Source organism: Streptomyces sp. NPDC060002 (assembly GCF_042737245.1).
Classification (GTDB): Bacteria; Actinomycetota; Actinomycetes; order Streptomycetales; family Streptomycetaceae; genus Streptomyces.
In genome coordinates this window covers 234,909-254,760 of record NZ_JBHWUW010000002.1, presented here as the reverse complement: position 1 = coordinate 254,760, position 19,852 = coordinate 234,909, and the positions used below count along the sequence as shown (strand labels likewise).

20 protein-coding genes and 1 pseudogene are annotated in these 19,852 nt (G+C 70.8%); 11 read left to right on the top strand and 10 right to left on the bottom strand.

The annotated features are described in order from the left end of the window. Nucleotides 1-18 precede the first annotated feature (18 nt). On the top strand, nt 19-987 hold the full coding sequence (locus tag ACFWBD_RS03600; protein ID WP_385662055.1) for a hypothetical protein: 969 nt from the start codon (nt 19-21) through the stop codon (nt 985-987). On the opposite strand, the gene bla is transcribed toward ACFWBD_RS03600, so the two are convergent. After that, the gene (gene bla / locus ACFWBD_RS03595) at nt 984-1,910 is read right to left on the bottom strand and encodes a class A beta-lactamase (protein ID WP_385662052.1); all 927 of its coding nucleotides are present in this window, start codon (nt 1,908-1,910) and stop codon (nt 984-986) included. The two genes, ACFWBD_RS03600 and bla, sit on opposite strands and share 4 nt — an antisense overlap. A 268-nt stretch (nt 1,911-2,178) precedes the next feature. Here bla and recO point away from each other — a divergent pair, with 268 nt between their 5' ends. Together recO and ACFWBD_RS03585 are read left to right on the top strand one after the other, a co-directional pair. Further along, nucleotides 2,179-2,928, top strand: a complete 750-nt coding sequence (gene recO / locus ACFWBD_RS03590) for a DNA repair protein RecO (RefSeq protein ID WP_351753746.1) — start codon at nt 2,179-2,181, stop codon at nt 2,926-2,928. Nucleotides 2,929-3,011: 83 nt separating this feature from the next. Beyond that, nucleotides 3,012-3,863 (top strand): isoprenyl transferase, encoded by an 852-nt coding sequence (locus tag ACFWBD_RS03585; RefSeq protein WP_385662048.1) that lies wholly within the window; start codon nt 3,012-3,014, stop codon nt 3,861-3,863. 196 nt (nt 3,864-4,059) lie between these two features. Here the strand turns inward: ACFWBD_RS03585 and ACFWBD_RS03580 are convergent, their stop codons facing one another. From ACFWBD_RS03580 to ACFWBD_RS03565, 4 genes are read right to left on the bottom strand one after another with little or no spacing between them, the layout of a single operon-like run. Further along, a complete protein-coding gene (locus ACFWBD_RS03580) occupies nt 4,060-4,479 on the bottom strand; it encodes a Fur family transcriptional regulator (protein WP_028806487.1) in 420 nt (139 codons plus the stop codon). A 59-nt stretch (nt 4,480-4,538) separates the two neighbouring features. Next, nucleotides 4,539-5,441: a metal ABC transporter permease gene (locus ACFWBD_RS03575; protein WP_385662045.1), complete on the bottom strand. Its 903-nt coding sequence runs from the start codon at nt 5,439-5,441 to the stop codon at nt 4,539-4,541. Beyond that, nucleotides 5,441-6,307 carry a metal ABC transporter ATP-binding protein gene (locus ACFWBD_RS03570; RefSeq protein ID WP_385662043.1) on the bottom strand — a complete coding sequence of 289 codons (867 nt, stop codon included), beginning with the start codon at nt 6,305-6,307 and terminating at the stop codon, nt 5,441-5,443. Before ACFWBD_RS03570 ends, ACFWBD_RS03575 begins: the two co-directional genes overlap by 1 nt. Before the next feature lie 17 nt (nt 6,308-6,324). Further along, entirely contained in the window at nt 6,325-7,284 is a 960-nt protein-coding gene (locus ACFWBD_RS03565; protein WP_385662040.1) for a metal ABC transporter substrate-binding protein, read from the bottom strand. A 173-nt stretch (nt 7,285-7,457) separates the two neighbouring features. On the opposite strand from ACFWBD_RS03565, the gene ACFWBD_RS03560 reads away from it, so the two are divergent. Continuing rightward, complete coding sequence (locus tag ACFWBD_RS03560) at nt 7,458-8,840, top strand: glycine--tRNA ligase (RefSeq protein ID WP_385662038.1); 1,383 nt, start codon at nt 7,458-7,460, stop codon at nt 8,838-8,840. A gap of 62 nt (nt 8,841-8,902) precedes the next feature. Here the strand turns inward: ACFWBD_RS03560 and ACFWBD_RS03555 are convergent, their stop codons facing one another. After that, nucleotides 8,903-9,295, bottom strand: a complete 393-nt coding sequence (locus ACFWBD_RS03555; RefSeq protein WP_385662036.1) for a hypothetical protein — start codon at nt 9,293-9,295, stop codon at nt 8,903-8,905. A 165-nt stretch (nt 9,296-9,460) separates the two neighbouring features. Between ACFWBD_RS03555 and ACFWBD_RS03550 the strand changes: the two genes are divergently transcribed. Together ACFWBD_RS03550 and ACFWBD_RS03545 are read left to right on the top strand one after the other, a co-directional pair. Next, nucleotides 9,461-10,303, top strand: a complete 843-nt coding sequence (locus tag ACFWBD_RS03550) for a helix-turn-helix domain-containing protein (RefSeq protein ID WP_385662034.1) — start codon at nt 9,461-9,463, stop codon at nt 10,301-10,303. After that, nucleotides 10,285-10,566, top strand: coding sequence for a DUF397 domain-containing protein (locus ACFWBD_RS03545; protein WP_385662031.1), 282 nt, complete (start codon nt 10,285-10,287; stop codon nt 10,564-10,566). The genes ACFWBD_RS03550 and ACFWBD_RS03545 overlap by 19 nt, the downstream gene beginning before the upstream one ends. Here the strand turns inward: ACFWBD_RS03545 and ACFWBD_RS03540 are convergent. Then, a complete protein-coding gene (locus tag ACFWBD_RS03540) occupies nt 10,545-11,660 on the bottom strand; it encodes an endonuclease/exonuclease/phosphatase family protein (RefSeq protein ID WP_385662028.1) in 1,116 nt (371 codons plus the stop codon). The genes ACFWBD_RS03545 and ACFWBD_RS03540 overlap by 22 nt on opposite strands. Before the next feature lie 232 nt (nt 11,661-11,892). On the opposite strand from ACFWBD_RS03540, the gene ACFWBD_RS03535 reads away from it, so the two are divergent. The 3 genes from ACFWBD_RS03535 to ACFWBD_RS03525 are packed head-to-tail and all read left to right on the top strand — an operon-like array spanning nt 11,893 to nt 14,445. Next, nucleotides 11,893-12,903 carry an aldo/keto reductase gene (locus ACFWBD_RS03535; protein ID WP_385662025.1) on the top strand — a complete coding sequence of 337 codons (1,011 nt, stop codon included), beginning with the start codon at nt 11,893-11,895 and terminating at the stop codon, nt 12,901-12,903. Between the two features lie 25 nt (nt 12,904-12,928). Next, on the top strand, nt 12,929-13,525 hold the full coding sequence (locus ACFWBD_RS03530; protein WP_385662022.1) for a TetR family transcriptional regulator: 597 nt from the start codon (nt 12,929-12,931) through the stop codon (nt 13,523-13,525). Further along, a complete protein-coding gene (locus tag ACFWBD_RS03525; protein ID WP_385662019.1) occupies nt 13,525-14,445 on the top strand; it encodes a UTP--glucose-1-phosphate uridylyltransferase in 921 nt (306 codons plus the stop codon). The genes ACFWBD_RS03530 and ACFWBD_RS03525 overlap by 1 nt, the downstream gene beginning before the upstream one ends. 7 nt (nt 14,446-14,452) lie before the next feature. Here the strand turns inward: ACFWBD_RS03525 and ACFWBD_RS03520 are convergent, their stop codons facing one another. Further along, nucleotides 14,453-15,388: a LysR family transcriptional regulator gene (locus ACFWBD_RS03520; RefSeq protein ID WP_385662016.1), complete on the bottom strand. Its 936-nt coding sequence runs from the start codon at nt 15,386-15,388 to the stop codon at nt 14,453-14,455. A 134-nt stretch (nt 15,389-15,522) separates the two neighbouring features. Here ACFWBD_RS03520 and ACFWBD_RS03515 point away from each other — a divergent pair, with 134 nt between their 5' ends. Next, entirely contained in the window at nt 15,523-16,851 is a 1,329-nt protein-coding gene (locus tag ACFWBD_RS03515) for an MFS transporter (protein WP_385662013.1), read from the top strand. Nucleotides 16,852-16,979: 128 nt separating this feature from the next. Here the strand turns inward: ACFWBD_RS03515 and ACFWBD_RS03510 are convergent, their stop codons facing one another. Both ACFWBD_RS03510 and ACFWBD_RS03505 read right to left on the bottom strand, forming a co-directional pair. Then, on the bottom strand, nt 16,980-17,198 hold the full coding sequence (locus ACFWBD_RS03510) for a hypothetical protein (RefSeq protein ID WP_385662010.1): 219 nt from the start codon (nt 17,196-17,198) through the stop codon (nt 16,980-16,982). Nucleotides 17,199-17,312: 114 nt separating this feature from the next. Continuing rightward, nucleotides 17,313-18,743 (bottom strand): MFS transporter, encoded by a 1,431-nt coding sequence (locus ACFWBD_RS03505; RefSeq protein ID WP_385662007.1) that lies wholly within the window; start codon nt 18,741-18,743, stop codon nt 17,313-17,315. 101 nt (nt 18,744-18,844) lie between these two features. On the opposite strand from ACFWBD_RS03505, the pseudogene ACFWBD_RS03500 reads away from it, so the two are divergent. Further along, nucleotides 18,845-19,816: pseudogene (locus ACFWBD_RS03500) on the top strand (helix-turn-helix domain-containing protein); the annotation flags it as partial. Nucleotides 19,817-19,852 lie beyond the last annotated feature (36 nt).

Genomic DNA, 19,852 nt, shown 5'->3' with positions numbered 1-19,852 from the left:
GACGGGGGGAAAAGAGAGATGCCTGCACCGACGAATCCGAACTTCCGGGGCGACCGGATCCGGGACGGCGAAGGCGCCCGGCATGTGACGCAGAAGATCCTGATCACCGTGGTGACGGGTGGCGGTGTCTATCTGCTCACCAATGTCGTCGGACCGTCCGAGGAGGACGGTCCGTGGCAGCTCGTGCTGTCCGTGCTGTGCGGTGGCATCGTGCTGATCGTGCAGTTCCTGGCGTCCTTCGTGAGCCAGCTGGGCGATCTCCGGGAGTCGGTGGACAAGCGGTTCGCCGACATAGGCGAGGCGACGAAGCTCTTCACCGAGGTGGAGAAGCTGCGCGGCGACGGGGTGCCCCGGCTCGCCGAGCACGCCACCAAGGTCGTGTCCATGGGGCCCGACATCCTGCACGAGTTCGCGCATACGGAGATCGACCGTCTCGCCGCGCAGATGGAGGACTTCACCAACCTCAGCGCCGAGTGCGCGGGCGAGAACCACGACTGGCTCCTGACCCTCACCAAGTGCGCGAGGACCACCATCGACGCCATCAGCACCACCGTCGTCGACGACGGGTTCTGGAACACCGAACCGGCGGGACGCTATCTGACCGCCCAGCGCGAGGCGATCCTCGAGCGGCGCATCGCGGTCCGGCGCCTGTTCATCGTGAAGCGGCCCGAAGAGCTGGCCGCCCTGGAACCGATCTGCGCGGAGCAGCGGGAGATGGGCATCCAGGTCCAGGTGGTGGCCCTGGAAGAGCTTCCGCTCTATCTGCGCCGCGGCAAGATGATCGACTGCATCGTCTTCGACGGGGTGCTGTCGTACGAGATCCACGCGGACCAGCTGAGTGTGAACACCTCGACGACGGTGAACGCCCGGGCCGACGAGGTCCAGCCCCTGATCCGCCGGTTCGACCAGCTGTGGGAGGCCGCCGCCCCGGGCACCTCCCCGAACGGCACCCCCGACAGCGTCCGGCTGAGGCCGAGCGGGTCCTAGGTCCTGGGGCCTGCCCGGCCCTGGCCCAGCGTCTCCGCCAGCACCCCCGCCGTCTTCACGATCAGTTCGTTGTCGTAGGCGGCGTCCCGGTCCGGCTTGGTGAGTTGGACGACGAGGACGACGGGGGCGCCGTCCGGGGTCCAGGCGATTCCGGCGTCGTTGTTCGCGCCGTACCAGCCGCCGCCGGTCTTGTCGGCGATCGTCCAGGCCGGGGGGAGTCCGGCGCGGAAGCGGTTGGCGCTGGTGATCGTGCCGAGCATCCAGTCGGTCAGGCGGCGGCGGTCGGCGGGGGCCAGCGCATTGCCGAGGACGAGCCTGGCATAGGTGCGGCCGATCGCGTACGGGCTGGTGGTGTCCGTGATCCGGTCCGGCTCCGCCGAGTTGAGCTCCGGCTCCCAGCGGTCGAGGCGGGTGACGCGGTCGCCGACGGAGCGGGCGAAGCGGGTGATCGCCGTGGGGCCGCCCAGCTCGCGCAGGAGCAGGTTGCCGGCCGTGTTGTCGCTGCGCCGGATGGCCGCGGCGGACAGCTCGGCGATCGTCATGCCGTCGGCCACATGGTCCTGGGTGACGGGGGAGTTCTCCACCACGTCCGCCGTCGTCCAGAAGACGCGGCGGTCCAGTGTTCCCTCGGGCAGGTCCCGCAGAACGGCCGAGACCGCCAGGGTCTTGAACAGGGAGCAGACCGGGAAGCGTTCGTCGGCCCGGTAGCGGACCGAGCGCCCGGTGCGGACGTTGTACGCGAACACGCCGAGCCGGGCGCCGTGCCCGGCTTCGAGGTCGCGCAGGCGGTCGGTGACGGGGTCCGTGACGGCCCCCGCGGGCCCCGCGGTGAGCAGGACGGCCGTGGTGGCCGCGCCGGCCGTCAGCAGGGTGCGGCGGGAGGGCCTGGGGGAAAGGCGCGAGCTTAAGATCGTTCTCTCCATCCGTCGAGGATCATGGTTTCTTCTGTCACGGACGCCTCTGCGCTCCCCTCGGTTGCGCCGTCCCTGGTCAGCCACCCGAAGCCGCGCACCGGCGCCCGCCGCGTCGCCCGAGGGATCGTGGCGGGCGGGCACACAGCCCCTCCGGCGTAGGCGAGAATGGCCGTATGAGCCTGTTCAGCGACGACGGCAACGCGCCCCGCACCCGGCAGCCGGGTGCGGCGGACCGCGGCCTCCCGCGCCCCCGGCAGGCCGTCCCCGGCGGTGCCCGATGAGTCTCTTCCGGGACGACGGCGTCGTCCTGCGGACCCAGAAGCTCGGCGAGGCCGACCGCATCATCACGCTGCTGACGCGCGGGCACGGGCGGGTGCGTGCCGTGGCGCGGGGGGTGCGGCGGACGAAGTCCAAGTTCGGCGCCCGCCTCGAACCCTTCTCCCACGTCGACGTGCAGTTCTTCGCGCGGGGCAGCAGCGAGCTGGTCGGACGCGGGCTGCCGCTGTGCACGCAGAGCGAGATCATCGCTCCCTACGGTGGCGGGATCGTGACCGACTACGCCCGCTACACCGCCGGAACCGCCATGCTCGAGACCGCCGAGCGGTTCACCGACCACGAGGGCGAACCGGCCGTCCAGCAGTACCTGCTGCTCGTCGGGGCGCTGCGCACCCTGGCCCGCGGGGAGCACGCCCCGCACCTCGTCCTCGACGCGTTCCTGCTGCGGTCGCTGGCCGTCAACGGATACGCCCCCAGCTTCGGCGACTGCGCCAAGTGCGGAATGCCGGGACCCAACCGGTTCTTCTCCGTCGCGGCCGGCGGCTCCGTCTGCGTCGACTGCCGGGTGGCCGGCAGCGTCGTACCCTCGCCGCAGACCCTGGTCCTGCTGGGCGCGCTGCTCACGGGAGACTGGGAGACGGCGGACGCGTGCGAGGCGCGCCACGTCCGGGAGGGCAGCGGGCTGGTGTCCGCCTATCTGCACTGGCACCTGGAGCGCGGGCTGCGCTCGCTCAGGTACGTAGAGAAATAGGCGCAGAGATCAAGCGCGGAAAAACAAGCGCAGAGAAACAACGAAGAAACCGGCAAGCGAAAGTCAGAGGAGACGAGAGGCACATGGTCGTACGCGGGTTCCTGGGGCGGCAGCGTCGGGAGTACAGGACGCCGGAGCCGCACCCGTCCGGCGCGCGCCCGCCGAAGCTCCCGGGCGAGCTGGTCCCCGAGCATGTGGCGATCGTCATGGACGGCAACGGCCGCTGGGCCAAGGAGCGCGGGCTGCCGCGCACCGAGGGGCACAAGGTCGGCGCCGAGCAGGTCCTCGACGTGCTCCAGGGCGCGGTCGAGATGGGTGTGCGCAACATCTCGCTGTACGCCTTCTCCACCGAGAACTGGAAGCGCTCGCCCGACGAGGTCCGCTTCCTGATGAACTTCAACCGTGACTTCATCCGCAAGACCCGCGACCAGCTCGACGAGCTCGGCATCCGGGTGCGCTGGGCGGGCCGGATGCCCAAGCTGTGGAAGTCGGTCGCCAAGGAGCTCCAGGTCGCCCAGGAGCAGACCAAGGACAACGACCGTCTCACCCTGTACTTCTGCATGAACTACGGCGGCCGGGCGGAGATCGCGGACGCGGCGCAGGCGCTCGCCGAGGATGTGAAGGCGGGCCGGCTCGACCCGTCGAAGGTCAACGAGAAGACCCTCGCGAAGTACCTGTACTACCCGGACATGCCGGACGTCGACCTGTTCCTGCGGCCGAGCGGCGAGCAGCGTACCTCCAACTACCTGCTCTGGCAGAGCGCGTACGCCGAGCTGGTCTTCCAGGACGTCCTGTGGCCCGACTTCGACCGCCGTGACCTGTGGCGGGCGTGCGTCGAGTTCGCGTCCAGGGACCGCCGTTTCGGCGGCGCGATCACGAACGAGGAACTCTTGGCCATGGAGGGGACGACTCCGGACGAAGAGGTCACCTCGTAGCCTCCCGCCTGCACCCCGATATCCAAGGGCGGCAAGTTCTACGACCTGAACGAACTGGAACGGTGCTTCGGCCGCAGCTGAGTGTCTTCAGCCCGTCCGGCGCTTGAGGACGAGGCCCGTTCAGGGCCGATAGCGGGGCCTGGGGGCGCAGCCCCCAGGGTCCGGTCACCCCACCCGACCCGCACCGTACGACCGCTCAGCCGCCGGAGGCACCCGCGCAGTCGGAACAGGTGCCGAAGATCTCCACCGTGTGGGCCACGTTGACGTAGCCGTGTTCCGCGGCGATGGCCTCGGCCCACTTCTCCACCGCCGGTCCCTCCACCTCCACGGCCTTGCCGCAGACGCGGCAGACGAGGTGGTGGTGGTGCTCACCGGTGGAGCACCGGCGGTACACCGACTCGCCGTCGGAGGTGCGCAGGACGTCGACCTCGCCCGCGTCGGCGAGGGACTGGAGGGTGCGGTAGACCGTGGTCAGGCCCACCGAGTCGCCCTTGTGCTTGAGCATGTCGTGCAGATCCTGGGCGCTGCGGAACTCGTCGACCTCGTCGAGCGCCGCCGCCACGGCGGCACGCTGCCGGGTGGAACGGCCCTTCACGGGCGGTCCAGCGGTTGTCACCGTTGCCTCCTCACGTCTGCGGCTTGCCGGGCCATTGTGCCAGCCCCCGCTGTGCGCGGTCAGACGCCGACCTCGTCCCCCGCCGCCCGGGTGGCCGGAATCGCACACTCCGCCGGATCGCCTGCGGGTTGCGCCGACGCCAGCGCGCGGGCGCGGCGGCGGGCCAGTGGAGCGGCCAGCACGCTCAGCGCGATGAACGCGGCGATGGTCAGCAGCACGATCGTCGCACCGGGCGGGACGTCCTGGTAGTACGAGGTCACCGTGCCGCCGATGGTCACCGTCACGCCGATCGCCACCGCGATCGCGAAGGTGGCGGCGAAGCTGCGGCTGAGCTGCTGGGCCGCGGCCACCGGGACCACCATCAGCGCCGACACCAGCAGCAGGCCCACCACCCGCATCGCCACCGTCACGGTGACCGCCGCCGTGATCGCCGTCAGCAGGTTCAGCGCGCGGACCGGCAGGCCGGTCACCCGGGCGAACTCCTCGTCCTGGCTGACCGCGAAGAGCTGGCGGCGCAGGCCGAGGGTGACGACGACCACGAAGGCCGCGAGCAGGCAGATCGCGGTCACGTCCGACTCGGAGACGGTCGACAGCGATCCGAACAGGTACGACGTCAGGTTGGCGTTCGAGCCGCCGGGAGCGAGGTTGATGAACATCACGCCGCCGGCCATACCGCCGTAGAAGAGCATGGCGAGGGCGATGTCGCCGCGGGTCTTCCCGTACCAGCGGATCAGTTCCATGGTCACCGCGCCCAGGACCGAGACGGCGGTGGCCATCCACACCGGGGACCAGGACAGCAGGAAGCCCAGGCCGACGCCGGTCATCGCGACATGGCCGATGCCGTCGCCCATGAGGGCCTGGCGGCGCTGGACGAGGTAGATGCCGACGGCGGGGGCCGTGATGCCGACCAGGACGGCGGCCAGCAGCGCCCGCTGCATGAAGGCGTAGTTCAGGAAGTCCATCAGCTCAGCAGTCCCGTGCGGATCGGTTCGGCGCCCGCGGGTGCGTGCGGGTGCACGTGGTCGTGGCCGGGCAGCGCGTGCTGGCCGACGGCCGGAGTGGGCGGGCCGTCGTGCAGGACGCAGCCGTCGCGCAGGACGACCGCCCGGTCGATCAGGGGCTCCAGGGGGCCCAGTTCGTGCAGGACGAGCAGGACCGTCGCACCGGCCGCGACCTGGTCCTTCAGGGTCCGCGCCAGGACCTCCTGGCTGGCCAGGTCGACGCCGGCCATCGGCTCGTCCATGATCAGCAGTTCGGGTTCGGCGGCCAGTGCGCGGGCGATGAGCACGCGCTGGTGCTGGCCGCCGGAGAGGGCGTCGACGTTGTCCCTGGCCCGGTCGGCCATGCCCACGAGGTCCAGGGCGTGCCGCACGGCCTCCCGGTCGGCCTTGCGGAAGACGCCGAAGCGGGTGCGGGAGAGCCGGCCCGAGGAGACGATCTCCGTCACCGTGGCCGGGACCCCGCCGGCGGCCGTCGTGCGCTGCGGCACGTATCCGATCCGCGCCCAGTCCCGGAACCGGCGCTGCGGGGTGCCGAACAGCTCGACCTCCCCGGCGCCGACCGGGACCTGGCCGATCACGGTGCGTACGGCGGTGGACTTGCCCGAGCCGTTCGCGCCGAGCAGGGCGACGACCTCACCGCGCCGCACGGTGAGGTCGATGCCCCGCAGGACCGGGCGCGAGCCCAGCTCCGCGCGGACCCCGCGCAGGGAGATGACGGACTCCGACCGGACGGACTCCGACCGGACGGACTCCGACCGGACGGACTCCGATGAGACGGATTCCGATGAGACGGACTCGGCCTTCACGCCGGTGACGCTCGGGTCCATGACGCCCTCCGTAGAGATCACTTCGTTCCCAGGGCTGTCTTCAGCGCCTTGAGGTTCGCCTCCTGGACCGAGAAGTAGTCCGTGCCCCGGGACTTCTTCGTGATGCCCTCGATCGGGTCGAGGACGTCGGTCTTCAGGTTCGCGTCGGAGGCGATGGTCTTCGCGGTCTTGTCGCTGACGAGCGTCTCGTAGAACACGGTCGTGACGCCGTCGGCCTTGGCCATCTTCTCAAGCTCCTTGACGCGGGCGGCGCTGGGCTCCGACTCGGGGTCGAGGCCGTTGATGGCCTCCTCGGTCAGGCCGTAGCGCTCGGCGAGGTAGCCGAAGGCGGCGTGGGTGGTGACGAAGACCTTGGTCTTCGTGTTCGCCAGCCCGTCCTCGAACTGTGTGTTCAGGGCGTCGAGCTTCTTCACGAGGGCCGCGGTGTTGGTCTTGTAGTCGGCCGCGTGGTCCGGGTCGGCCTTCTCGAAGGCCTTGCCGACGCCCTCGGCGACCTGGGAGTAGCGCACCGGGTCGAGCCAGATGTGCGGGTCGAGGCCGGACAGCTCCTCGTTCTCGTGGTCGTCGTGCCCGGCCGCGTGGCCGCCGACCTCGTTGCCGTGCTTCTCCAGCGTGGTGAGGGAGGCCGCGTCGATCTTGGTCTTGACCTCGGACTGGGCCACCGCGTCGTCGACGGAGGGCTGGAGGTTCCTGAGGTAGAGCACCGCGTCGGACTCCTGGAGCGCGGCGGTCTGCTGGGCGCTGACCTCCAGGTCGTGCGGCTCCTGGCCGGGCTCGGTGAGGCTGCTGACGTTCACATGGTCCCCGCCTATCTGCTCGGCGAGGAAGGCCATCGGGTAGAACGACGCGACGACGTCGAACTTGTCCGTGTTGGCCGCGGCCGCGCTGTCGGAGGAGCAGGCCGAGAGGGTGCCGAGGCCGAGGGCGGTGGCCGCGGCGACCGCCGTGCCGGATATGAGTCGTCGTCGTACGTTCATGACAGTCATTTTCAACAAATATGGAAACCGTTGTCAACAAGGCCTGGTAACGGCTGGGTAAGGGTCTGGGTAGGGATCCGATTTGGTCGAGGGGGAGTCCCCGCCGGTACCCTGAAGTCTTCTCTGGAAGCGCATCTCGCTTCGTCGCCCGTCGTCGTTATGAAGAGAGCACCGTGGCCGCCGACAAGATCGACACCATCGTCAGCCTGAGCAAGCGCCGTGGCTTCGTATTCCCGTGCAGTGAGATCTACGGCGGCCAGAAGGCCGCCTGGGACTACGGACCGCTGGGTGTCGAGCTCAAGGAGAACCTGAAGCGCCAGTGGTGGCGCTACATGGTGACGTCGCGCGAGGACGTGGTCGGCATCGACTCGTCCGTCATCCTGGCCCCCGAGGTCTGGGTGGCCTCCGGCCACGTCGCCACTTTCTCCGACCCGCTGACCGAGTGCACCTCCTGCCACAAGCGGTTCCGCGCGGACCACCTGGAAGAGGCGTACGAGGCCAAGCACAACCGTCTGCCGGAGAACGGCCTGGCGGACGTGAACTGCCCCAACTGCGGCAACAAGGGCCAGTTCACCGAGCCCAAGCAGTTCTCGGGTCTGCTCTCCACCCACCTCGGCCCCACGCAGGACACCGGCTCCATCGCCTACCTGCGCCCCGAGACCGCCCAGGGTATCTTCACCAACTTCGCCCAGGTGCAGACCACTTCGCGCCGCAAGCCGCCGTTCGGCATCGCGCAGATGGGCAAGTCCTTCCGCAACGAGATCACGCCCGGCAACTTCATCTTCCGCACCCGCGAGTTCGAGCAGATGGAGATGGAGTTCTTCGTCAAGCCGGGCGAGGACGAGACGTGGCAGGAGTACTGGATGGAGCAGCGCTGGAACTGGTACACCGGCCTGGGCCTGCGCGAGGAGAACATGCGGTGGTACGACCACCCGAAGGAGAAGCTCTCCCACTACTCCAAGCGCACCGCTGACATCGAGTACCGCTTCCAGTTCGGCGGCAACGAGTGGGGCGAGCTGGAGGGTGTCGCCAACCGCACCGACTACGACCTCTCCGCCCACGCCAAGGCCTCCGGCCAGGACCTCTCCTACTTCGACCAGGAGGCCCAGGAGCGCTGGACCCCCTACGTCATCGAGCCCGCGGCCGGTGTCGGCCGCGCGATGCTGGCCTTCCTCCTCGACGCCTACATCGAGGACGAGGCGCCCAACGCCAAGGGCAAGCTGGAGAAGCGGACCGTTCTCCGCCTCGACCACCGCCTCGCCCCGGTGAAGGTCGCGGTCCTGCCGCTGTCCCGCAACCCGGAGCTGTCGCCCAAGGCCAAGGGCCTCGCCGCCGCGCTGCGCCAGAACTGGAACATCGAGTTCGACGACGCCGGCGCCATCGGCCGCCGCTACCGCCGCCAGGACGAGATCGGCACCCCGTACTGCGTGACCGTCGACTTCGACACCCTCGACGACAACGCGGTCACCGTCCGCGAGCGTGACTCGATGAAGCAGGAGCGGGTGTCCCTCGACCAGATCGAGAGCTACCTCGCCGGCCGCCTGATCGGCTGCTGACCTCGCGTTCTCTCTTCGTAGCCTGACCGGTGCCGGGCCCCTTCCGAGGGGCCCGGCACTCGTCATTCCCGGTGCTCCCGCCGCTGATGGCCGCGCAGCAGCACGTTCGCGTCCGTCTCCGCGCTGTAGTCGTGCGTGGCGCGGGCGCTCTCCCGGCGCGACGCCAGTTCGTCGCACTCGGTGCAGTCCGGCTCCGGTACGGGCGGGCGCGGCGTGCCGATGCCGACCATGAACGGCGCGTCGGTCCGGGCGCGCCGGTTCGCCGCCCGTACGCCCGCGCTCAGCCGCTCCTCGGCGGTCGCCGGCCGCAGCGCCGCCGGGTCGGCCTGCCACTCCCGGCCGCCGCCGACCGGCCGCAGCATCGCGTAGGGGCCGGTCCGGTCCTGGTACTCGCCGACCTTGTCCGTCGCGGGGTCGTAGAACAGGGTGCCCGGCTCAGGCTGCGCGTCGCGCATGTCTTTCGCTCCTTTCACCCAACTTACATACTAATTGTGACAGTTGGGCTACTCTGCGTGGTGGGGGTCGTCGTCAGGATGGCCCGCGATCGGGGTCGGCACGCCGCTGACGTGGGGCTCGGCGTCGTCGGGTAGCGCATATTCCACAAATTCCGGAGGGGTGAGATGCCGTCGAGGCGGGTGATCACGGGACGCAGCCAGGAACCTCGGCGACGCTTCGCGGAGGAGCTGCGCTTGCTCCGGACCGAGAAGGGCGACAGCCTGCGGCAGTTGGAAGTCGTCCTGGGCTGGAACGCGTCGACGTTCGGGAAGATGGAGGGCGGCCAGAGCCTGGGCAGCCCGGAGATCGTGGAGGCGCTGGACCAGCACTACGGGACGACCCCGATGCTGCTCACGCTGTGGGAGCTGGCGGTCGCGGATCCTTCGCAGTTCAAGGAGCAGTATCGGCGGTACATGTTGCTGGAGGCCGAGGCGATCGGGCTTTGGCAGTACTCGGTGAGTGCGCCGCCGGGTCTGCTTCAGACGGACGGTTATGCGCACGAAGCGCTCACGGCGGGCGGCCTCAAGGGTGAGGAGCTGAACCAGCAGGTTGAGGCGCGCACGAGTCGGCGGAAGCTGCTGGAGGGGGTGGAAGCCCCTCCGTTCCGGGCGATCCTCTCCGAGGCTGTGCTGCGCAATTCGCTGCGCGACCCCGCAGCGTGGCGGGGGCAGTTGGAGTACCTGGTGAAGGCCTCGGAGTACTTGAACATCACCCTTCATGTGCTGCCGTTCGGCACCGGCCCGCACGGCCTGATGAATACGGACACGATGTTCCTGCGGCTCCTGGACGGCCGTACCGTGGCCTATACAGAAAACGACGTGCGAGGTGAACTGGTCGAGGAAACGGGCAAGGTTGAACGCCTGCACCGCACATATGATGCGGTGCGTGACCTGGCGCTGAGCCCTGCCGAGTCGCGGACGTTCATCTTGCGAGTGCTGGAGGAAGTGCCGTGCGAGCCATCGACCTGAGCAGCGTGACGTGGCGCAAGAGTTCCTACAGCAACACGGATGGCGGCAACTGTGTCGAGGTCTCCGACGACCTCCTCAGCGCCGCCGCCTGGCGCAAGAGCAGCTACAGCAACTCCGACGGCGGCAACTGCCTCGAAGTCGCCGACAACGTGCCCTCCCTCGTCCCCGTGCGGGACAGCAAGGATCCCGCGCGAGGCGCGCTCCTCTTCGGGGCGGACGCCTGGGGCCACTTCGTCCGTGCCTACAGGTCGACGTCCGCGTAGAGCGCCGCGTGGTCGGAGGCCGCGTTGGCCTTCGAGGTCACGGTGTCGAAGGCCTTGATGCCGTTCTCGAAGATGCCGCGGGTCTCCAGGCCGACGTGCTGCACCTCCGGCCACAGCTCGGGTGAGAGCAGCAGGTAGTCGATCTTGTCCCGCTCGCTCTTGCAGTTCCCGTGCGTGCCGAGCGGCCCGCGATAGGACCGGTGGCTCATCACGTCCCGCAGCCCGGTGCCCCCCAGCGCCGCCGCCGGGTCGCTGTCCGGGTCGTCGTTGAGGTCCCCGGCGACGATGACGTGCGGGGTGCGCTCCAGCGCGGCCCGGTAGATCTCCGCGACCCGCTTCGCCTGGGCCAGCCGCAGCTCCGGGTCGTCGTGGAACTTGCTCTTCAGGTGGTTGCCGAGGATCACCAGGGGCGTGCCGTTGAGCTGGATCTCGAACTCGGGGCAGTCGCGGCTGAAGAGGCGCTGGTCGGGACGGTCCGGGTGGGTGTCGAAGAGGTGGGACCGGACGGACGTGACCGGGTACCGGCTGAGGATCCCGATGTCGATGCCCCGGCTGTCGTTGCCGTCGATCAGCAGGGCGTAGGGGTACGGCCGCCGGCCGAGCGCCCCGGCCAGCACCTGCGTGTTGAAGCGCTCCAGGGTGAGGCGGTCCTCGACCTCCACGGTGAGCAGGATGTCGGCGTCGACCTCCGAGACCACCCGGCCGGTGTTGCGCACCACGTCCAGATCGAGGTCGTCCTGCCCGAGCTCGGCCCAACCGGCCCACGCGGTACGGCCCTTGGCGGTGACCTCGACGACGGTGCTCTTGCCCGACCCGGACGTCTTGAACAGTCCGGCGTCCTTGCCCGGCCGGACCTGGTTGACGAAGATCGGCGGCGTCGGGTGCCTCGGGTCGGTGTCGTACGCCCGGTGCTTCTTGATGATCCTGGCGATCTCCGTCTTGTCCTCGTCCCGGTATACGAGCAGGTCGAGGAGGGCGACCAGCGCGGCGAAGTCGTCGAGGATCTCCTTGCGCTCGACCGGGTCCGTGAGGCGGAAGGCCGCGGGCCGGCGGAAGAGGTTCTCCATGTTGAAGGTGGCGATGCGAATGCTCATGGCAGGCCTCCATGGCGGCGCAGAAGGGCCGCTCGGCCGGCGGCAGGCGCCGCCGAGGTGACTGCGCACCGACATCTCCCATTGTCCTCGGAGCACCCGCCCCGTCGACCGGACAGATATCGAATGGCAGACAGCAGATGACAGATGGCAGATGGCAGATGGCGGAAAACGGATGACGACTGTCAGCTGACAGATGTTGAAATCTGTCAGCTGTCATGTCAAGGTGGTGGGCATGACGATGCGAACCCGTTCCCTCGGCACCACCGGTCCCCAGGTCTCCGCCCTCGGCCTCGGCTGCATGGGCATGTCCGCGCTGTACGGCGACGCGGACCGGACCGAGGGGATCGCGACGATCCACGCCGCCCTCGAGGCCGGCGTGACGCTGCTGGACACCGGCGACTTCTACGGCATGGGCCACAACGAGCTGCTGATCGGCGAAGCCCTGCGCACCGCGCCCGCCGCCCGCCGCCAACAGGCGCAGGTCAGCGTGAAGTTCGGCGCCCTGCGCGACCCGGACGGCGGCTGGAGCGGCTACGACGGCCGTCCGGGGGCCGTGAAGAACTTCGCCGCCTACTCCCTACAGCGCCTGGGCGTCGACCACATCGACGTCTACCGCATCGCCCGGCTCGACCCCGACGTGCCGATCGAGGAGACGGTCGGCGCGATCGCCGAGCTGGTCGAGAAGGGGTACGTCCGGCACATCGGCCTCAGCGAGGTCGGCGCCGAGACCATCCGCAAGGCCGCCGCCACCGCGCCGATCGCCGATCTCCAGATCGAGTACGCGCTGATCTCGCGAGGCATCGAGAAGTCGATCCTGCCGGTCACCCGTGAGCTGGGGATCTCGGTCACGGCGTACGGCGTGCTGTCGCGCGGGCTGATCTCCGGGCACTTCACCGCCGACCGCAAGCTCGCCGCGAACGACTTCCGTCTCTACTCGCCCCGCTTTCAGGGCGACAACCTCCGGCACAACCTGGACCTGGTGGAGGCTCTGCGGAAGATCGCCGAGCAGAAGGGCGTCTCCGTCGCGCAGATCGCCATCGCCTGGGTGCTGGCCCAGGGCGAGGACATCGTGCCGCTGATCGGCGCGCGGTCCAGGGAGCGGCTGGCGGAGTCGCTGGGCGCGCTGGACGTCGTCCTGGACGCCGCCGACCTCGCCGCGATCGAGGGCGCCGTCCCGGCCGACGCGGCCGCCGGTGACCGTTACTCGGCCGCCGCGATGGCCCACCTCGACAGCGAGCGCTGACCCGCCCTCCGGGTACGGTCTGAGCATGTCACCGACCACCGAGACCCTGACCGCCGAGCGCATCCTCGAGGCGACCGAGGAGGTGCTGCGCCGCCACGGCCCGGCCAAGGCCACCGTGGTCGACGTGGCCCGTGCGCTCGGTGTCAGTCACGGCAGTGTCTACCGGCACTTCCGGACGAAGGCGGCGCTGCGCGAGGCGGTCACGAAACGGTGGCTGGACCGCATGTTCGAGACCCTCGCCGGTATCACGGCCGACGAGTCCCGCGCCCCGGAGACCCGGCTGCGCGACTGGCTCGCGGCGCTCTTCGAGGCCAAGCGGCGCAAGGCGGGCGACGACCCCGAACTGTTCGCCACCTACATGGTGCTGACCAGGGAGGCCGGTGAGGTGGTCGGCGAGCACCTCGCCGACCTGACCGGCCAGCTGACCCGGATCATCGAGGCGGGAGTCGCGTCCGGCGACTTCACCGCCCCCGATCCGAGGACCACCGCCGGCGCCGTCTTCCATGCCACCGGCCGCTTCCACGACCCCGGCTACCACCGGGTGTGGGAGCGACCGGGGGCCCAGGAGGACTTCACGGCGCTGGTGGACCTGCTGCTGCGCGGGCTGCGGGGGACGGTCTGATGGCCCCGACGATCCGACGGGCCGTGATCCCCGCCGCCGGGCTGGGCTCCCGGCTGCTGCCCCTCACGAAGGCGATCCCGAAGGAGATGCTCCCGGTCGGCGACAAGCCGGTGATCGAGCACACCGTGCGCGAGCTGGTGGACTCGGGCATCACCGACATCACCATCGTCGTCTCCGGCGGCAAGAGCCTGATCCAGGACCACTTCCGCCCCAACCCGGCCCTCGTCGAGCAGCTCCGCGCCGACGGCAAGACCGCCTACGCGGACGCGGTCGAGGAGGTGGCCGAGCTGGCCCGCAAGGGCCACATCACCTACCTGGACCAGCGCGGCCCGTACGGCAACGGCACCCCGGTGCTGAACGCCGCCCGATCCTTCGGCGACGAGCCGGTCCTGGTCCTGTGGCCCGACGACGTCTTCGTCGCCGAGACCCCCCGCGCCCAGCAGCTGATCCGCGCCTACGAGCAGACCGGCTGCCCGGTGCTGGCACTGCTGCCGATGGACCCCGCCGACTCACAGCGCTACGGCGTCCCCGTCGTCAAGGAAGACCTCGGCGAGGGGACCCTGCGCATCACCGGCCTCGTCGAGAAACCCGACCCGGCCTGCGCGCCGTCGTCGTACGCGGCCATCGGCGGCTATGTCATCACCCCCGGCATCGTCGACGAACTGCGCGAGCAGACCCGCCGCTGGTACGAGCACCGGACCGGTGAGATCTACCTGACCGACGCCATCAACGCCTACGCCCGCGGCCGCGCGGTGTACGGCCAGGTCATCAAGGGCCGCTGGTACGACACCGGCAACCCGGCCGACTACCTCGTCGCCCAGCTGGCCCACGCCCTGGCCCACCCCGAGTACGGGCCGGTGCTGCGGGGCCTGGTCAGCGACCTCGACGCGCGCGGCGACCGGGCACCTCACTCGAACTGACCCAAGTTCAACGCGGAATCACCCAGCCCGGCGCCCAGGTCCCGGCGGCGTCGTGGCCGGCCGCCGTGGCGTCGAGGTGGGCGCGCAGGGTGGCCAGCGCCGGGTGGGGGTTGTCGCGGTGCCAGAGGAGCGAGTGCGGGTAGACGGGGGTCGGGTCGGTCACCGGGATGAGGCGCAGGCCGTGGCCCGCGGGCCAGACGAGGCGGGTCCGCCCGCCCATGAAGGTGGCCAGCGCCGGGGTGTCGGCGATGGTGTCGAGGAGGGCGTCGGAGCCGAAGTTGGGGCCGGTCGCCTCGATGGTGAGACCGAACTCGGCGACGAGATCGTCGTAGTAGGCAGCCCACTCGGTTCCGGGGGCGAGACCGGGCATCCAGATCCGGTGCCCGGCGAGCTGGGCGAGGGGCACCGACCGGACGCCCGCCAGCGCGTGGGCGGAGCCGGTGAGGAGCTGGAGCGGCTCGTCGAGCACCCGGACGGACTCGATGTCCTCGGGCAGGGGCCGGCCGGGGGCGGCGACGGCGCGGAAGGACGCGTCGATGGCACCGGACCGGAGGGCGGCGACGGCCGTCTCGATCTCGAACAGCATCACCACGTCGAGGTCGATCTCGGGGTGGGCGCGGTGGAAGCCGCGCATCAGGCCCGTCGCCGCGCCGCGTGAGGCGATCACGTCGACGCGCAGCGGACGCCGGCCGGTGCGTACGGACGCGACCGCGCGCTCGGTGACGCGCAGCAGGTCGCGTGCGTGGGGCAGGAACGCCTGCCCGTCGATGGTGAGTTCGGCGCCGCGCGGGGTGCGGGTGAACAGCCGCACCCCGAGGTCGCGCTCCAGCGCCGCGATGCGCTTGGAGACGGCCTGCTGGGTGACCGCCAGCTCGGCGGCGGCTTCCTGGAACTGCCCCGCGTCGGCGGCGGCGACGAAGGTCCGGACGGTTTCTAGGTCCATGTCCCCACCCTATGGATACAACCGTCGGTTGTGGCCAGGCGGTCCCACGGTTGTTTGATCCCGGGTGCGGTGCTCGCTTTGATGCTTCCGAACGCGGATCGGTTGTGCGGGTGAGTGGCGAGGGGCGGGCGGGCATGTGGAGCGGGCACCGGCTGGGACAGCTGCGCGGAGGTCTGCGCAGACGTCTGCTCGGGCATCGGCTGGGGAGGCGGTTCGGGTGGCTCTGGGGGGCGTACGGGACGAGCGCGCTCGGCACCTGGCTCGCCTTCGGCGCGTTCCCGCTGATCGCCGTCCAGGTGCTCCACGCCGGACCGGCCAAGGTCGCCGCGCTCTCCTCCGCGGGGGCCGCGGTGGGCGCGGTCGTGGCGGTGCCGCTCGGACCGTGGGTGGAGTTCCGCCGCAAGCGGCCGGTGCTGATCGCGATGGACCTGGTGCGGTTCGCGGCGCTGCTGACGATCCCCGCCGCGTTCGCGCTCGGCGTCCTCACCTTCCTTCAGCTCCTGCTGGTCTCGATCGTCGTCGCGGCGGCCGACATCACCTTCCGCGCCGCCTCCGGCGCGTACCTGAAGACGCTGCTGCCGGCCGAGGACCTGCTCGTAGCCAACGCCCGGTTCGAGTCCACGGCCTGGACGACCACCATCATCGGCCCGCCGCTGGGCGGCGCGGCGATCGGACTCCTCGGTCCGGTGGCGACCGTGGTGGCCGACGCGGTCAGCTACCTGCTCTCGGCCCTGGGCCTTCGCGCGATGGGCGGACACGAGCAGCGGCCCGAGCCCCGGGAGGCCGCGCGGATGCGGGCAGGGGACCTGCTCGACGGCTGGCGGTACATCCTCGCCGACGCGACGCTGCGTCCCCTGTTCTTCAACACGGCCCTGTTCAACGGCCTGGTGATGGCCGCCCAGCCGCTGCTGGCCGTCCTGATGCTCGGCCGGCTCGGGTTCGCACCCTGGCAGTACGGCCTCGCCTTCGCCGCGCCCGCGATCGGCGGGCTGCTCGGTTCGCGGCTGGCCCGACCGCTCGTCACCCGGTTCGGGCAGCACCGGGTCCTGGTCGGGTCGGGGGCGCTGCGCGCGGTCTGGCCCGTCGGCCTGGCCTTCCTCGGGCCGGGCACCGGCGGGCTGCTGCTGGTGGTGGGCGTCGAACTCGGGCTCATCTTCTGCTGCGGGGTCTTCAACCCCGTCCACGCCACCTACCGACTGGAGCGCACCGCGACCGACCGGGTCGCCCGCACACTGTCCGCCTGGGCGGTGACGGCCAAGGCGTCGACCGCGCTCCTGACGGCCGTCTGGGGCGTGCTGGGCAGCCTGCTCGGCCCGCGTACGGCCATCGGCCTGGCCGGCGTGTTCCTGCTGGCCACCCCGCTGCTGCTGCCCCGCCGCGCGGCAGCGCGCCTCTCCGAGCCGGAGCCGGCGCCCGCGCTGGAGCCGGAGCCGGAGCCGGGGCCGGCACCGAACCGCGCCTGACGGGCCGGGATCCGTACCCGCTCTTGTCGGGCACCGACATCGGCTCCATCCTGGCCGGCGAACCGGCGAACCGGCGAACCGGCGAACCGGCGAACCGGCGAACCGGCGGCTCCCGGGGCGGCCGGACGTCATCGCGGCTCGCGGCCCTCCGAGGGGTCCACCGTCGCCTGATGCGCCTCCACGAGGTGTTCCTCGGCCTTCAGCCAGGGCAGGAACTGCGCTCTTTGGTGCCAGCCGCAGGTGTCGCATCTGATGGTGCGCTGCACACCCGCGCGCCGCACTCTGACGACATGCTCCCGTCCGTGCTGGTCCCACCGGCTCACCTTGCTCGTGTTGATCTCCAGCACCACGCCTCCCGAAATCTCGGCCAGCAAGGAGTGTGCAGCAATACCAACATCAACAGGGGTTTCGGCCCGTCGAGTTGACCGAGCCGTTCCCGAGTCGGGTCCGGGGCGCCGGAGTCAGCCCACCTTGCGCGGCAGCCGCAGGCTCAGCAGCCCCGTCACGACGACCCCGCCCAACTGCACTGCCAGCGTGGTGACCAGGGCGTTCCGCATGCCCATCCCCGGTACCAGGGAGAGGAAGAGGGTGCCGAGGGTGGCCACGCCCAGTGCCAGCGAGGCCTGTTGGGTGGTCACCATCACCCCGCTGCCGACGCCCGCGCGGGCCGGCGGCACCTCGGACATCACGATCCGCATGACGACGGGCAGTTGGAGCGCCTGCCCCGCACCGGCGACCGCCGCGCCCGGAAGCAGCGCGACGAAGCCCACGTCCGGCCAGTCGGCGCGCACCGCCAGCAGGATGAGGACGACGCCCACGCCCTGGACCACCGAGCCCGCCGTGACCACCCGGGCCCCGAACCGCGCCACCAGCCGCGGCCCGGCCAGCGACACCAGGAAGAACGCCAGAGCCATCGGCGCGAGGGCGAGTCCGGCCCGCACCGGACCCAGCCCCGCCCCGCTCTGGAGCGCCACGGCGATGACGAACATGAACCCGCTGAAGCCGATCGAGAACGGCACCATGAGCGTGAGGCCGCGCCGCAGCGGGGTGAGCGCGAAGAGGCTCGGCGGCACCAGCGGGGTACGGCCCTGCCGGTCGGCCCGCCGCTCCACCGCGAGGAACGCGCCCGTGACCAGTGGGAACGCGGCCAGCGACAGCCACGTCCACAGCGGCCAGCCCGCCGCCCGGCCCTCGGTGAGCGGGGCGAGCAGCGTCAGCAGGGCGGCGGCGAGGAGCACGGTGCCGGGTCCGTCCACGGGCTCGGGGCGCGGTGAGCGCGTCTCCGGGACGGTACGGACGGCGAGGACGAGCCCGACGACCACGACGGGGACGTTCACGAGGAACACGGACCGCCAGCCGCTGCCGGCGAGGTCCGCGGCGACCAGTACGCCGCCCAGGATCTGGCCCGCGACCATGGACAGCCCGGCGGTCGCGCCGTACAGGCTCATCGCCTTGGCGCGACGCGGCCCCTCGGTGGACGACTGGATGGTGGCCAGCACCTGCGGCACCATCGCGGCGGCCGACGCGCCCTGCGCGACCCGCGCCGCGACCAGGGACCACGCGTCGGGCGCGAGGCCGCAGGCCAGTGAGGTCAGGCCGAAGACGGCCATGCCGCCCAGGAAGAGCCGCCGCCGGCCGAACAGGTCGCCGAGCCGGCCGCCCAGCACGAGCAGCACGGCGTACGCGAGCCCGTACCCGGAGACGACGAGTTCGAGGACGGACTCGCTCGCGGCGAGATCCCGTCCCATGGTGGGCAGGGCGACGTTGACTATGAAGAAGTCGATCAGGGGAAGTGCCGCGCCGAGCAGCACGGTGAACAGCCCGAGCGAGCCGAGCGCGCGGGGTGCCGCGACCGTCCGTGCGGCGGCTGGGGTGGTGATGGTTTCAGTCACGCCCCCGAGCCTGCGCCGTCGCCCAGACGGGTACCAGATTCGTCTTATCCTGGTAGAAGGAGTACCTGGCAACAGGGTCCGGGCGGCCGCACGCTGGAGGCATGACGACGATGGCCCAGGAAACACGCGCGCGCGAGGCCCAGGCAGTGCGCCGGGCTCAGAGGACTCGTGAGGCCCAGGAGGCCCAGGAGGGCCGTGCGGCCCAGGAGGCCCGCGAGGTTCAGAAGGCCCGTGAGTCGCACGGCGCCGGGGGCTCGGAGATCCGGCGCCACGAGCTGGCCGCCTTCCTGCGCAGCCGGCGTGAGCGGATCACGCCCGAGCAGGTGGGGCTCCCGCGCGGGGCGCGCCGCCGTACGCCGGGGCTGCGCCGCGAGGAGGTCGCCCATCTCTCGGCGGTGGGCGTCACCTGGTACACCTGGCTCGAACAGTCCAGGGACATCCAGGTCTCGGTCCAGGTCCTCGACGCACTCGCCCGCACCATGCTGCTCGACCCGAGCGAACGGGCGCACCTCTTCCAGCTGGCCGCCGCGACCGACCCGACCCCCGCCTCGTCCTGCACCGGCGTCACCGACGCCGTACGCGAGGTCCTCGACCAGCTCGACCCGCTGCCCGCCTGCGTCCAGAACAGCCGCTACGACATCCTGGCCTACAACCGCACCTACGCCCGTCTGCTCTGCGACCTCGACGCGATCCCGCCCGAGGACCGCAACTGCATGGTCCTCGTCCACACCCACCCGCAGTGGCGCGAGTCGATCGTCCACCTCGACGAGACCATGCGCCTGATGGCCGCGAAGCTCCGCGCCTCCATGGCCGGCCATCTCACCGAGCCCGCCTGGAAGATGCTGGTCAAGCGGCTCCAGTCGGAGTCCCCGGAGTTCCGCGAGAACTGGGAGCGCTACGAGGTCGTCGCGACCCGCAGCAAGACCAAACAGTTCCGCAACTCGCAGGTCGGCCTCCTCGAACTCACCCACACCGACCTCTGGCTGAGCCCGGAACTCGGGGCCCGCCTGGTGACGTACGCACCGGCGGACGAGGTGACGCGGGAGCGGCTGGAGAAGCTGTACGCGTTCGCGCGGGCGGCCTCCGCCAAGAGTGCCGAGATCGCCAAG